The organism is Pseudomonadota bacterium, from assembly GCA_027624715.1.
GTDB lineage: Bacteria > Pseudomonadota > Gammaproteobacteria > Burkholderiales > Eutrophovitaceae > Eutrophovita.
Map to the genome: position 1 here is coordinate 1 of JAQBTV010000007.1, position 14,693 is coordinate 14,693.

Below are 14,693 nucleotides of genomic sequence, written 5' to 3' on the forward strand. Positions count from 1 at the left end.
GCTTCTTTATAACTGCCTTTATCGAATAACTTGTTTTTCGCGTAGTCATAGAAAGCCTTTACATCATTTTCGTCGCTCAGAGGAGGAGGAGCACTGTCGATAGAAATTTCCAATGGCTTGATATCTTTAGTCGCACGAGGCGGTTGATCACCCTCTGCTAACGGAGGAGAAAGGCCTTCTACCAAGACCTCTAAATTTCGACGAATGTCGCTATCAAGCAAATCAACTTTAGACGCGAGTTGATTGATATCACCCTTAAAACCTTCGAATGCCTCATTTAAAGTTATCAGAGAGCTGTCGCCCTTTTGTATTTGCCCCTGAATTGTAGATACCTTCAGCGCCAATTCCTGAATCAACTGTTGGGCATCGTCTAGATTTGTCAATCTCCTCTTAATCTGCTCAAGGTCGCCTCTCAGCGCTCTGAGATCTTCATCCATCTTTTGGCGTTGATAAAAGTCAGTCACTGCTGTCTCGCGCTCTGACTCAAGGGGAGCCTCAGGCCGTTCCTGTCCTAAAGCAAAAGGCACACAACAAGACCATAACCAAAGGAAGGCCAAAACCAACAGTCGCACAATATTTAAATTACTCACAATTAAAGTCATTAGAGTAAAAGTTAAGCGCGATTAACGAACCGCCTAGCCTTTGAGCTAATCGAGATAAACTATATCACTTCGTCTATTTTTGGATCGACTCTCATCATCAATACCAACTGCCAAAGGCCGTTCCGCACCATAACTGGCGACGTCAATTTGCTCCGCACGCGCGCCTAAGTATACGAGCGCTTGCTTCAATTGTTCCGCACGACTTTGCCCAAGTGCCAGATTATATTCTCGGCTACCGCGATCATCACAATTTCCCTCAATGCGGATTCTCAATGAAGGATACTTCTTAAGAAAAGTCCCATGTGCCTCAATAACCGGCTGATACTTGTCCTTAATTACCGAACTATCAAAGTCATAATAAATACTTCTTTGCGAAAGTAATGAGTCATTTTGTGAGAGCTCCCTCTTAATCTCAGCCTGACGCTGTAACGCGTCCTGACTTAAAGCGTTTTGCTCATCCAGTTTTGTCCGCTCATTTTGAAGCCTTTGCTCCTCACGCTCAAACTCTCGTTTTAATTCATCTTGTTGGGCCTGTAATTCGGCTTCTGAAACCGCATCCAAACCATCGGTCGACTGAGCAGTTTGCTCAAACGAACGTCTATTTGATTGGTCAAACAAATCAATTTGCTCAATTTCAGCATTCGTTTTTGTTTTACTCGAGCACCCAACCAGTGCAGTGACCAACCCAGCTAGCAACAAGAATTTCATGGTCATAAAATATCCTGAATTAATTTGTGATTGAAGGCCCCCACGAGGGCTCTCGAAGATCATCCCCCCTTGGGTCAACGTAACGGAACTTCACTCGCCCGTTCTTAGAGACAAATCGTAATATACCACGCCCCTCTGCTTCAGAAGCATAAACAATAATTTTACCATTAGGAGCGATACTCGGCGACTGATCGCGAGAGCCATCAGTCAAAATCTGCAGCACACCCGACTTCATGTCTCGCACTCCAACATTAAATTTTCCTTCGTCAGAATTAATCAAAGCGATAAAACTGTCATCATGGCTAAATTGCGCTGACGCATTGTACCGACCATCTGTAAGTGGTTTCTCTGTTCCACCGCTCACAGGAACCCGGTACACCTGCGGCCGATTTGTTCGGTCTGAAGTGAACACTAAACTTTTACCATCGCTTGAAAAGCTGGGCTCGGTGTTGATAGATCGACTATTCGTAATTTGAACCAAACTTTGATCTTTAAGCGAGACCACAAAAATATGCGACCCCCCATCCTTGGCTATTGCCATCGCCATAGATTGTCCATCCGGAGACCACGCTGGTGCGGAATTTGATCCTAGAAATGGGCCGAGTACCCTTGGCTTACCGTTAGCGAGTTTCTTTTTGTAATTAACTGGCACAATGTAAACTGCAGCCTTTCTCTCAAGGAAAGAAACGAAGGCTATCCTGCCACCATCCGGCGCCCAACGCGGTGACAGAATTGGCTCTTTTGAGACGAAAATTTCATTCGGATTATCCCCATCGAAATCTGCTACAACCAGAACTGATTGATCTTTTTTCTTGACCACATATGCAATCTTTGTACTGAAGATCCCTCTATCTCCCGTTAATTTTTCATAAATAAGATCAGCAAAGTGGTGAGCCATTTGATGAAGCTGCTTTGGGTCATCTTTGATCTGATAACCAACTGACATAGCCTGGCCGGGAATATCGTACAACCAAAAGGCAGCCTGCAGGCGTCCATCATCGAGCTTGACAAAATTTCCGACCACCAGATTTTGTACTGCCCGTGAAGCCCAGTTCGTATAGTCCGCATCATCGTCTAATTTCAAACGACTCCAACTGCTATCAACACTTTGTATCGCGAAGATTCCTGTCTTAGTTAAATCCGACAAGATAATCTCAGAAATACGTTTGGCTTGATCCCCTTCGCCCTCAAAAGGTAAAACCGTTATCGGTATTTTCTTGCCCTCACTCGCAATGATCTCGATTTCTACCTGAGCTGATACAACGCCATACGACATAACGATAGCGAAAAAAATAATGCCAACAAATTTCTTAATCATGCGAAAAATAGAAAACATCCACCCCCCTAAAATATAAAAATAATACTCACTCCAGTCCCGAATGTCTTTTGGAAGAATGATTGATCTTTCGGCACCGGTAATGGTGAAGCAATTTGAATGGCCTTTTTAACTGATTCATCATAGGCAGCATCGCCACTGGTTTTAACCAACTGGATGACAACAACGTCTCCCGCCTCACTTAAGCGTAATTGATAAATCACCCGCAAGCTACCCCTGGGCTCGAAATTCCAGTTCTCGCGCACCTTCTTTACGATTGCATTGCGATATTTATTCAGCTCATCTTGCATTGTCGCTTCCGCAACGGCCGCATCCGCTTTTTGCTTATTCAATTCCTCAATCCCCTGCTGCCTTTGTAAGTCTTGATCTTGCTTATTTTTATCAAGAGTTGCTTGCAACTTTTGTACTTCTTCTACCCTGCGCTCCCTTTCTTCTAACTGGCGCTTAAGGTCTTTCTCTTCACGCTGCTTGTCTTCTTCTACCTTACGGTTCTGTTCTGCTAACTTACGCTCACGTTCTTTGTCTTTAAGCTTCTTGTCTTCTTCCACCTTACGATTCTGTTCTACCACCTTACGCTCACGCTCCTCATCTGCTACCTCCTGCTTACTCTCTTTTTCTTGCAACTGACGCTTGAGCTCTTTCTCTTTTAGCTGCTTTTCTTCTTCCCGCTTGCGCTCCATTTCTTCTCTCTGTTGCTTACGCTCTCTTTTTTCTAACTGTTGCTTGCGCTCTCTTTCTTCTAACTGGCGCTTAAGGTCTTTCTCTTCACGCTGCTTATCTTCCTCCTGCTTACGTTTTTCGACTCGCTTTTTTTCTAACGCAATATCCCTTGGAGACGGACCAACTTCTGGTTTAGGCTCTGGTTTAGGCTCTGGTTTAGGCTCTGGTTTAGGCTCTGGTTTAGGCTCTGGTTTAGGCTCTGGTTCTGTTTCAGGGTCGAGTTGAGTTTTAGCAGCCTCCTGCGGCGCATTAACCTCTGCCTTCAGGTCTGGTAACCACAGCTCTGCCATTACCGGCTCTGGATCCCGACGGTTCCAATCCAAACTAATGAATAAAAACAAAAATAAAACCGCGTGCACTAGAACGGACAGAAAACCCGACTTAATTCGAGAGTTTTTTATCCCACGAACCATTTATTCCTTCGGTGTTACCATCAGGCCAATACGCTCAACATTCATTTTTTGCAACACGTCCATCATGTCCATAACCCGTTCATATCGTACGCTTTTATCTGCTGAAATCAGGATAGGTTGCTTCGGATTAAACTCTTGCTTTTTAGTCACAATCGCCAAAAGCTCACTCCAACCAATCACTCTCGTTGCCTTTGATTTCTCTCGATCGATATAAGCGTAGTCACCACTGGCTTTGATGATCACCTCGAGCGGCCTTATAGGAACTTGAGAGGACTTACCGACAGTGGGTAATTCAACCACGCCAGGATTCAACATAGGAGCAGTCACCATGAATATTACAAGCAATACCAACATCACATCGATATACGGTACGACATTCATCTGATTCATCAATTTGCGCTGTCTTTTCACCATCACATCCCCCAATAATTGTAAGGACTGAGCGTTCGCTAATTCACCGTTACTGACCGTTGTAACAGATTGGATATTTCGTCCATCCCGCTTTCATATCGAGCCGTTAAACGCTCAACATCCCTGACATATTGGTTATAAGCTAGAACAGCCGGTATTGCTGCAAATAGGCCCATAGCCGTAGCCACCAGCGCCTCGGCAATCCCTGGAGCTACTTGCGCGAGCGTTGCCTGTCCTACATTTGCAAGCCCTCGGAACGCGTTCATAATCCCCCAAACTGTTCCAAAAAGACCAACATACGGACTCACTGATCCAGTCGTTGCTAAAAATGATAGATGCATTTCTAATTGGTCCAATTCTCTTTGATACTGCGCATTCATAGCCCTTCTGGTGCCATCCATGAGTGTCGGCAAAGACATTCCTGATTGCTGTTGTAACTTTGTAAATTCCCGCAAAGCCGACTCAAAAATTCTATCAAGCGCTCCTCGTGACTTACTCGCCCGCACATGCTGATAAAGACTTTTCGGGTCATCCACCGAGGCAAAATAACTCTGAAAGGCGTTAGCACTACGAAAAGCATCTTTGAAGACCCCGCGCTTTAAAAAGATATACCACCAAGAAACCAGCGACATTCCAAGAAGCACGATCATTACCAACTGAACCAAAAAACTCGCGTCAGCGATCAGCGAGAAAAAAGACATATTCTCCGATACGGTCACAGGCATGAAAGACCTTTCGTTTAAAAAAGAGAATTAAACATAATGTTGCAATGTTTCCATAAGCGGTTCTGGAAACCTAACAGGTGAAAAACTTTTCACGCTAATCGATGCCAAATTAACATTCGCATCCGCCAGCATCAATCCTGTTCTACGAACAGCCTGCTTTAATGTGATTTGGGCACGCTTAACCTCCACCTCATCTACAGACACTTCAACCTCATCATCTAAACGAGCAGGCTGATGGTAGCTCAATGTCACCTTGCGAACGACCAATACCACACCATAATCCTGGACTAATCGCGAGGATTCGTAGCCAAGATACCGTAGCCAATCAGCCCGAGCACGCTCGAAGAAATCAAGATACCGCGAATGATAAACTACGCCAACCGCATCTGTATCTTGATAATAAATACGTGTTGTTAAAGAGAAAATAATCTCTAAAGCTCCTTAAACAAATCTTGCTCACCAACCACGCTCGTTTCCAAGCCAAAATGGCTAAAAGCTCGAGGTGTCGCCAATCGTCCCCTTGGGGTTCTTTGAATATAACCTTCTTGAATCAAAAACGGTTCGATAACATCTTCAATGGTATCGCGAGACTCTCCGATCGCTGCAGCAAGATTATCGACACCAACGGGACCTCCAGCGAAACGATAAATGATCGCCTCTAGCAGCTTCCGATCCATGACGTCAAGACCTCGACCATCAACATCCAAGATCCTTAGAGCCTCATCAGCGACAGTTTGATCAATTTTACCTTGAAATTTAACATCCGCAAAATCCCGAACACGTCGTAATAAACGGTTTGCAATGCGTGGGGTTCCGCGTGATCTGGACGCTATTTCTCGTGCACCATCTCCATCAATGCTCGTATTTAAAAGCTTTGCAGATCTTTTTATAATCTCAGTGAGTTCGTCAGGCGTATAAAACTCTAGTCTGGACACAATTCCGAATCGATCACGTAAAGGATTAGTCAACATACCAGCCCGGGTGGTGGCTCCAATTAACGTAAAAGGCGGGAGATCAAGCTTCACTGAGCGCGCAGCCGGACCTTCGCCAATCATGATATCCAGCTGGTAGTCTTCTAATGCAGGGTAGAGTATCTCTTCGACCGCTGGTGACAACCGATGTATCTCATCAATAAACAAGACGTCATTAGATTCTAAATTCGTTAGTAACGCCGCCAGATCTCCAGCTTTTTCAATCACAGGACCGGAAGTCTGCCTGATGTTAACTCCCATTTCGCGGCCAATAATGTGCGCCAATGTAGTTTTACCCAGGCCCGGAGGGCCAAAAAGTAAAACGTGGTCCAGAGGTTCCTTGCGGCCTATCGCTGCTTGAATAAACACACTTAATTGACCACGGATTTTTTCTTGGCCGACATACTCGTCAAACCGACTCGGGCGTAGCGCTCTCTCCACGCGATCCTCTGGGGTAATCGGCGAAGATGCAGAGGAAACCAGTCGGTCCGTTTCAATCATAGAATCAGTTATCGCGCACAAAACCAGTGATATACGGGTCAATAAGCTGAGCATGCTCTATGGTCAGTATATCTGCCCTTGCCGCCAAGTAATTCAAACGCTCATTAATACGGCCCGTCAGGCCAATGATCAGTGTTGTGAAATATTTCTTTCCCAAGTGCGATAACGCGAATGCTTGGGCATCTGCACCATCTAGATCTGTAGTCACAAATTGCCCTTCTCTCTGCTCACGATGGTAAATTTCTTGAAATGACTCTAGATCACCTTCTAGCTGCTTTAAAGGGGATTTCAACTTGCCAGAGAACGTTAAGCTCATCATCACCTGTCGAGCAACGATGTGATCAATCAGGGACGCCTGCTTACCCCCAATATTCGTTTTGAAATGCGCGATCAATTGACTCACTTCTACGTCGTCAAATTTCTCTTGAACCATGCGCTCCCATTCAGGCAGCATCCACTCATAGGAGCTATAACTGTCAATCATACTCGATTCAATTGTTTCAATTAAAGCTTCTTCGGCCTGTCTCCACCAAGGGTTTTCCCGATTCCATCCGGGCCCTAGGTCCCTATCTCGGCCCACTTGAAATAAAAAATCCCTTACTGAAAGATGCGTTTCCTGCTTTAGAAAATAAGTACTGATCGCCGACGCAGAATCCAAATGGTGTATTGACCACAGCTCTTGTGTGCCATCCTTGCCTGCCTGAGCTGGTAGAGGGGCAATCACAAGAAAAAAAACGAAAAACAACAGTGGCGTTAAAACGGCCCGAGTTCCTTGCCCAATCAAACTTGACCGATCTTTCATTCTCTTTAATATCTCGGTGATAACCATGCTCTGATTATATCTGATGACACCAAAGATCATTCAGATCAGCTATTTTATTTTTAAGATTGGAGCCGAATCAGGATATTAATTTGATGATATGAGCTGTAGCGTTTGGCGAATCAGCTCTGGGAGTGTTAAACCCTCCTTAACTTTCAATACGGAGGCTCGAGCATCACGCTCACTGTACCCCAGTGATACCAAAGCGCTGACGGCATCATCGACAAGACTGGGCTTAGAGGCGCTCATAACTGAGCCGTCAGGTTTAGACAGCTTATCGCGCAACTCCAATATCAAACGCTCAGCTGTCTTTCTACCGATCCCAGGGACTTTCGTTAACCGAGCCACATCTTCAGATGCCACTAGAGATAGAAGCTCATTCAAAGTTAAGGCTGAGAGAATAGCTAATGCAATCTTCGCACCAATACCATTGACTTTAAGCAGTTGCTTAAAAGCTGTTTTCTCTCCTGGCTTGCCAAATCCATAGAGTAAATGAGCATCTTCTCGCACAAGAAGGTGCGTATATAACGTAACTTGCTGTCCAATCTCAGGCAAATCGTAAATGGTACTCATTGGCGCTTCTATTTCATAAGCAATACCGCCGACCTCAACCACCAATGTAGGTGGTAATTTTTCTATTAAAACTCCACAAATTCGACTGATCATAATCTCGCTACTCGATGCGTGACTGACTTGATTTTAATTGCTGGATTCTACTTGTAACGCGCTCTGAGTGCGCGTAACAAATTGCACAAGCCAACGCATCAGCTGCATCTGTTGCGGGTGCGCTTGGAAGATTCAACAACCGCCTTACCATTTCCTGAACCTGAGATTTATCCGCATGCCCATTACCGACAATAAATTTTTTAACCTGTAAAGCAGTGAACTCTGCCACCGACAAATCTTTCAGAACCGCTGCAGAAATGGCCGCTCCGCGAGCTTGGCCCAACAATAATGTTGACTGAGGATTCACGTTCACAAAGACCTTCTCAATGACTGCAATTGTCGGATCGTGAGTTTCAATAATCTCGATGAGGCCACTTAAAATCTCCTTCAATCGATCAGGTAGTCCTTCACCTGCCGTTTTGATACAACCACTGGTCACATAGGTCAATGACTGCTGATTCACTTCAATGACACCGAAACCAGTAACCCTCAGCCCAGGGTCAATACCTAAAATTCTCAAGAGCTTAGACACACCCGGTTGAACAGACGATTACATGTCATAGTCTGCTGTCGTATAAACGTCTTGTACATCATCAAGCGCCTCTAAAGCATCCAAAAGTTTTTGCATTTTCTCAGCCTCTTCACCCTCGAGCGCATTTAAAGTGGTTGGTTTATAGGTCACTTCCGCAAGCTCTGGCTCTAACCCGGATTCTGCAAACATACTCTTGAGCGTCTCAAAATCATTAGGGCTCGCTATAACTTCAACACTGTCGTCCGCGTCGGAGATGACATCCTCAGCACCTCCGGACAAACCCACCTCCATAATCAATTCCTCGTCAGCTCCCGGTGCGAACACAAACTGTGCGCAATATTTAAAGAGAAAAGCAACAGAACCATCCGTACCTAAGTTACCACCATGTTTAGAAAAGGCATGCCGCACATCAGCAACCGTTCTTTTAGTGTTATCGGTAAGACAGTCGACCATCACAGCGGCACCACCAATACCGTACCCCTCATACCGCGCTTCTTCGTAATTGACCCCCTCAAGCCCGCCCGAGCCCTTTTTAATGGCCCGATCAATGGTGTCTTTGGTCATGTTCGCATCAAGCGCTTTATCTACTGCCAGACGTAATCTAGGGTTTGAAGCAGGATCGGCGCCAGCCAGACGAGCCGCAACCGTAATTTCCTTAATCAGTCGAGTGAATACTTTTCCTCGCTTCGCATCAGCCGCCGCCTTCCGGTGCTTGATGTTCGCCCATTTGCTGTGTCCGGCCATAACTACCTACCACTCCCGACTGTTTTATGTCCCACAAACTGACCTTTCTTCATCCCATTAACACGTTGAAGCGCAATTGATCACCGCAAGCCTTGCCAATGCTAGGTATTGAATTTTCTGTATTCATTTCATACCCGATTTCATACCCGATTTTGATTTTTCGTTTGGGTTACCGCTGTCCCGCTAGTGAATGCCACCTTCTCGTACTCAAAAAACTCAACAACAGTCTCGATGCTGCCGCTCTCGTAATAGTACCTTGCTCGGCATCTACCCGCACAAATCAACCGAATTGGGCACTCCGAGCATTCCTCGATGGTGTCGACATTCATCTTACGCAGCGTGTTGAGAACCGGCTTCTTGAGGTGGTTAATTCGGTTACTACATTGTAAACTGTCACCAAGTCTTTCCTAAACATCCGTCCGACATGCTCAAACACATTATAAAAAGTTTACTCGATAAATCAGGAATTATCCGCGGCCCCCTCCATCGCAATGATCGTGCTGGAGCTCTTCACCGAGCTTGGGGCCATGTATTCACTAACCACATGGTGGGAGACTATGTGGAGTTTGGGGTCTATCTCGGGGCAAGCTTCGTAGAGAGCTATGAGCAATACCAGTTGTTTCGTAATTGGACTGTTGGTCAATTGCAAAGTGAGGAGTTGTGGCGTCGCGAAGTGGCCTCCAATTACATTGACCACCATGCCTTTTTTAGAGGGCTCGACACCTTTGAAGGAATGCCCGAGAACAACGAAGGTAACGCTACTTTTGCCGGAAAAACCTTTGTATCCTCCCTTGCTAAAGTGGAATCCCGCTGCAATAGAGCGGGTATGTCTAGTGAGCAATATTCATTGTATCAAGGGCTTTTTTCAGCAAGCAAGAAAGCCCTAACAAGAGATCTAAGGAAGATTGCTATTTTGAACGTGGATTCCGATCTTTATGAGTCTGCACTTGATGCGCTGACCATTTCCGAACCTTATCTACAGGTGGGGTCAGTAGTAATGTTTGATGATTACAACGCATTCAATGCAGATAACCGTAAGGGAGAGCGTCGAGCTTTTCGCGAATTCTGTTTAACGAGTCGTTATAAATTTGAGCCGTGGTTTTCCTATATGTACAGTGGTCAAGCATTTTTATGTGTGGAGGATTGATCTTACTGTAGCGCCGACTTTCTGTTTTTGCGAAACAGATTCAACCATCCCCAGGTCATCAATCGGATCAAGGCCCAAGCCAGTCAGCCGCCGATTCATTAGCCCAAGCCGTTCGGCCATGCCTGCCCATGACGCATTGGCGAAGGGATCATGCTCGGCTAAAATGCAAAATTTACTTCTACTTCTGTTTGATAAAATCCTAGCGTGTTACTGTAACCGCTCACGCTGAAGGTAGTAGCATTAGCGGTTTTTGCGAAGTGTACACTTGAATAGGCAGCAAACTCATTCTCTATGTCAAATTCAAATGTATCGTAGCGTACAACACCCTGTTGATCAATTGTGCTAGGTATACGTACATCTATACCACCTTTAATTACATAAGGCATACTGCCCACTGCCAGCCTTAAGCCTGCATCTTTCCAACTGATTTCGCCCCAGATACTATCTATGGGCGCCACAGCAGTAACTAAACCTTGGTTAAAATCAGTAATTGTGTGCATGTTCCCTACGTGGAACATAAAACTATCGTTAACGTGCGTTACTACAGTTTCTATAGTCTGCGAACTATTAATTGTGCCCCACATGCCTGACATATGAAACCAAGGATTACGATGTGCTAATTGTGTGTACTGCCCTTGAAAGTACCAATCTTTAGCAAGTTTTATATTACGCATTCCTGTTGTAAAGTTGCCAGATTCGTCTGACGGGCTATAGTTGAATTGTCCGTCACTAACTACATGATCAAAACTATAGTCCATCCTAGTAGCATTCTCTGTTAATTCTGCGTCATACCAGTGGTTCTGTATATCGGGAGTATGCATACTGTTGATGTTAACAACGAACATTCTGCCTAGGCTATCAACAGCCATAACGTTATTGAAGATACTAAGATTAAACCCATTTATCTCACCGCTGATCGCTACTGTACCGGACCTTCCATCTACTGGCATCCGTAACTCACCAATTGGCAACAACGCCTTTTCCAAGTCAATAACACCTGCACCATATACGCTGGGGTCAAACCCTTCAAAGTTCGTGAATGCTGTACTTGCCAGTATCTGTGCGGCTACGTCATCAGTGACATAGGGCCATACCTGCTGTATTAGGGCAATACTGGCCTGAGCACTAGCGCCACCTAAGTCACCTAGTTTAGAGGTGTACACAGCATTACTACCATCATTGAGCGTCACGGCCGTTACGAGAAACTTATCTCCGTTTGGACCAGTTAAGAATCTCACAGTGTTTAAACCATCTGTCTTGTTAGATTCATTTGCACGCGAGTCTGTAACAAAACCTTCAAATACGTCAGTGAAACTCTGTACGTACTTTCCTTCTATGGTTTGCAACAATACTCTAGTAGATTCTTTACTATTCGAGTTTTGCGAGCTTAATAGGATATCTACTAAACCATCATCATTTATATCTCTCAGTTGTGGGTTATAGTCACCATTTACAAATTCGTCCCATCCTACACGCACGGTAGCTGTTACATCAGTGAAGGTGCCTGATCCATTATTCTTTAAAAACTGTATTTCAGTTCTGTTCCTTCCATCTAGTGGTGCTGTACTCACACCGATGATAACAACGTCAAGACTGTTGTCGTTGTTAAAGTCAAATGGTAATGCCCTAATGTCATGACTGTGTTCATCTGAGTCATCAAACAATGGCGCTTTAGCGGGAGTATCAAAAATAGGATCGGGTAACACTGCAAGTTTGGTGAAAGTACCAGTAGTTACACCAGTTTGTGTAAAACTATAAAGATGCGTGTCCGACGCAGCGTCACCTCCTCCGCTATCAACAAAAACAAATGTAACTGTGCCGTTGCCTAAAAAATCACCTGCGGCTAATCCACTCATACCAGAGTGGTCAGTGGTGATTTTATTGAGCGTGCCACTCACATCGCCTTTGAGCACTACTGTATTACCGTATCCACCTAGTACAACATCATCAAATCCATCACCATTTATATCATGTACCGTAACATCATGAGTCCAATAATTGGTGTTGTAGTCCTGTCTACTAAAACTGCTTGTGCCTGCGTTGGTGTATACAATTGTTTCCCCAAGAAAATTCATGTCCGTACTGTGACCGACGACCATATCAACATTATCATCACCATTGAAGTCGCCAAACTTAACACTAGGCTCAGTGCCAATAATGCGATTGTCGGTCCCTGAGAACCATGAGCTAGTTTGATTTTCAAGTTGGTTACTGGCATTCCAGCCAAATATGCTTATCTGACTGTTCTGCCAAGCGGCGTTCTTAGCATCTTGGTTTGCGGCATTCGTAAGTTCAGTTGCACTCTGACTCATACGTCCAGAAATAACTACTTCCTCTTTGTTATCGTTGTTAAGGTCTTGTACAAATATGTCTTGTACTGGAGCAGTGGTACTGCCCGATGTAAACAAACTGTACGCACCAACCCTAACGGGTGTAGCAAAGTCTACATCTGTGTTTGGAGTTTGACGAACATTAGATCCTCCTCCCCCGCCACATGCTGATAGCAGAACAGTTATTAAGGCAATTTTATTTATATGTGCTGTAAATGCGTATAGCCAACTAATTTTCCGTGCAAAAGTTAAATCTCCCTTGAAAATAATGAAGGAGAAACTCGCCGGCATCCGATGTTTTGTTTAGACGTTGAAACGAAAGTGCATGACATCCCCATCGGCCAATACATAATCTTTACCTTCTAATCTAACTTTACCAGCATCCTTAGCTGCGCTCTCGCCGCCATATTGAACAAAATCGTCATAACCCACAACCTCAGCTCTAATAAAGCCTTTTTCAAAATCCGTATGAATGACCCCAGCTGCTTGCGGCGCCGTACTTCCTCGGCGGATCGTCCATGCTCGAACCTCTTTCTTACCCGCCGTAAAGTATGTTTGTAAGCCCAGCAATTCATAAGCCACTCTAATAACCCGATTCAGCCCAGGCTCATCCATGCCAATATCAGCCAGGAACATTTTTTTCTCATCGTCATCAAGGTCGACCAATTGCGCCTCCAGTTGAGCGGATATCGCGACTGCATTAGTCCCCTCCTTCTCAGACAGCGTTATTACCGCATCTAGCATTGGGTTTTGTGTGAACCCCTCCTCACTCACATTGGCGACATACATAACCGGCTTCATCGTGAGCAGAAAGAAGGGGTGCAGCGCATCGCGCTCTTCCTTGGACAAATCTACAGCACGCGCCGGAATCCCTTGATTAAGGGCCGCATCAACTTTTTCCAACACATCTAAGATACGCTTCGCTTCCTTATCATTACCGGACCGAGCCAGCTTGTTATAGCGAAACAGCTGTTTTTCAATGGATGCTAAATCCGCAAGTGCAAGCTCAGTGTTAATGACTTCGATATCAGAGAGCGGATCAACCTTGCCACCCACGTGAACGACGTTGTCATCCGTAAAGCACCGCACAACGTGAGCGATCGCATCGGTCTCTCGAATATTTGCCAGAAATTGATTGCCCAGACCCTCTCCTTGAGACGCCCCCTTGACTAGCCCGGCAATATCTACAAACTCGACAAGTGCTGGCACTGTTTTTTCAGGTACAACCATTGACGATAGTTTATATAGCCTCGGGTCAGGAACCTCCACGACACCGATATTAGGTTCAATAGTACAAAATGGATAGTTCTCAGCTGAGATCGCTGCTTTTGTCAGCGCATTAAATAGGGTCGATTTCCCCACATTTGGAAGCCCTACAATTCCACACTTCATATCCTTATTTCCTCAATAAACTCTTATTCAATTACAACTTTGCGTTAGATGAATGCAAAACTAACATGACCTGACTCATCAATCCCGCCATAATCTCTTGCTTCATTTTCAGCGATCGCTGTATCGCCTCATCAATTAAAACTGCCTCACTTTGTTTAGGTGCATGAAGCACGTAATCAGACACCAATCGTTTATCCCCAGGATACCCGACACCAATTCTTAACCTCCAAAAATCAAGACCGATATAACGACCAATGTCCCGAACTCCATTGTGCCCGCCATGTCCACCAGATTGCTTGAGCTTGATGACTCCCGGTTCTAAATCAAGATCATCATGAATCACCAAAATATCACTCGCTTCAATACCATAGAAACTGCACATCGATTGCACTGCACGGCCACTCTCATTCATGAAGGTATGCGGTTTTAACACCCAAGCATCGCCTTCATTTATGTTGATTCTCGACACATCTCCAAAAAATTTTGACTGTGGTTCAAATACGATCGCTAACTGAATAGCCAATTCATTGCACCACCAAAAACCGACGTTGTGTCGAGTCGCTTCGTACTTGCCACCTGGATTCCCTAATCCTACGAGCAATTTCATACTTAAATTTTACCTGTCATCTCAGTTATAAAAAAAGCCGAGCATCCAATGGTGCTCGGCTATTTAAG

General features: G+C 44.9%; 16 protein-coding genes. 1 reads left to right on the forward strand and 15 read right to left on the reverse strand.

What is annotated here, in order from left to right:
* The 12 genes from O3A65_05800 to O3A65_05855 form a co-directional block, all read right to left on the reverse strand.
* Positions 1-590: hypothetical protein (locus tag O3A65_05800; protein ID MDA1331983.1), on the reverse strand; the 590-nt coding region annotated here is incomplete at its 3' end.
* 57 nt (positions 591-647) lie between these two features.
* Complete coding sequence (locus tag O3A65_05805; GenBank protein MDA1331984.1) at positions 648-1,316, reverse strand: OmpA family protein; 669 nt, start codon at positions 1,314-1,316, stop codon at positions 648-650.
* 13 nt (positions 1,317-1,329) lie between these two features.
* Positions 1,330-2,646 carry a Tol-Pal system beta propeller repeat protein TolB gene (gene tolB, locus O3A65_05810; protein MDA1331985.1) on the reverse strand — a complete coding sequence of 439 codons (1,317 nt, stop codon included), beginning with the start codon at positions 2,644-2,646 and terminating at the stop codon, positions 1,330-1,332.
* A gap of 8 nt (positions 2,647-2,654) precedes the next feature.
* Positions 2,655-3,779: a cell envelope integrity protein TolA gene (gene tolA / locus O3A65_05815; GenBank protein MDA1331986.1), complete on the reverse strand. Its 1,125-nt coding sequence runs from the start codon at positions 3,777-3,779 to the stop codon at positions 2,655-2,657.
* Positions 3,780-4,193, reverse strand: a complete 414-nt coding sequence (gene tolR / locus O3A65_05820) for a protein TolR (GenBank protein ID MDA1331987.1) — start codon at positions 4,191-4,193, stop codon at positions 3,780-3,782.
* 35 nt (positions 4,194-4,228) lie between these two features.
* Positions 4,229-4,915: a protein TolQ gene (gene tolQ / locus O3A65_05825; protein MDA1331988.1), complete on the reverse strand. Its 687-nt coding sequence runs from the start codon at positions 4,913-4,915 to the stop codon at positions 4,229-4,231.
* A 27-nt stretch (positions 4,916-4,942) separates the two neighbouring features.
* Positions 4,943-5,341, reverse strand: coding sequence for a tol-pal system-associated acyl-CoA thioesterase (ybgC, locus tag O3A65_05830; protein MDA1331989.1), 399 nt, complete (start codon positions 5,339-5,341; stop codon positions 4,943-4,945).
* Between the two features lie 5 nt (positions 5,342-5,346).
* Positions 5,347-6,387, reverse strand: coding sequence for a Holliday junction branch migration DNA helicase RuvB (gene ruvB, locus O3A65_05835; protein ID MDA1331990.1), 1,041 nt, complete (start codon positions 6,385-6,387; stop codon positions 5,347-5,349).
* A 4-nt stretch (positions 6,388-6,391) separates the two neighbouring features.
* Positions 6,392-7,189, reverse strand: a complete 798-nt coding sequence (locus tag O3A65_05840) for a hypothetical protein (protein ID MDA1331991.1) — start codon at positions 7,187-7,189, stop codon at positions 6,392-6,394.
* 105 nt (positions 7,190-7,294) lie between these two features.
* Entirely contained in the window at positions 7,295-7,873 is a 579-nt protein-coding gene (gene ruvA / locus O3A65_05845; GenBank protein MDA1331992.1) for a Holliday junction branch migration protein RuvA, read from the reverse strand.
* 7 nt (positions 7,874-7,880) lie between these two features.
* The gene (gene ruvC, locus O3A65_05850; GenBank protein ID MDA1331993.1) at positions 7,881-8,405 is read right to left on the reverse strand and encodes a crossover junction endodeoxyribonuclease RuvC; all 525 of its coding nucleotides are present in this window, start codon (positions 8,403-8,405) and stop codon (positions 7,881-7,883) included.
* A gap of 18 nt (positions 8,406-8,423) precedes the next feature.
* A complete protein-coding gene (locus O3A65_05855) occupies positions 8,424-9,149 on the reverse strand; it encodes a YebC/PmpR family DNA-binding transcriptional regulator (GenBank protein ID MDA1331994.1) in 726 nt (241 codons plus the stop codon).
* Positions 9,150-9,573: 424 nt separating this feature from the next.
* Here O3A65_05855 and O3A65_05860 point away from each other — a divergent pair, with 424 nt between their 5' ends.
* Entirely contained in the window at positions 9,574-10,296 is a 723-nt protein-coding gene (locus tag O3A65_05860; protein MDA1331995.1) for a methyltransferase, read from the forward strand.
* 158 nt (positions 10,297-10,454) lie between these two features.
* On the opposite strand, the gene O3A65_05865 is transcribed toward O3A65_05860, so the two are convergent.
* The 3 genes from O3A65_05865 to pth are packed head-to-tail and all read right to left on the reverse strand — an operon-like array spanning position 10,455 to position 14,625.
* Positions 10,455-12,917: a VCBS repeat-containing protein gene (locus tag O3A65_05865; GenBank protein ID MDA1331996.1), complete on the reverse strand. Its 2,463-nt coding sequence runs from the start codon at positions 12,915-12,917 to the stop codon at positions 10,455-10,457.
* 12 nt (positions 12,918-12,929) lie between these two features.
* On the reverse strand, positions 12,930-14,018 hold the full coding sequence (gene ychF, locus O3A65_05870) for a redox-regulated ATPase YchF (protein MDA1331997.1): 1,089 nt from the start codon (positions 14,016-14,018) through the stop codon (positions 12,930-12,932).
* Positions 14,019-14,049: 31 nt separating this feature from the next.
* Positions 14,050-14,625, reverse strand: a complete 576-nt coding sequence (gene pth / locus O3A65_05875; protein ID MDA1331998.1) for an aminoacyl-tRNA hydrolase — start codon at positions 14,623-14,625, stop codon at positions 14,050-14,052.
* Between the last annotated feature and the right edge of the window lie 68 nt (positions 14,626-14,693).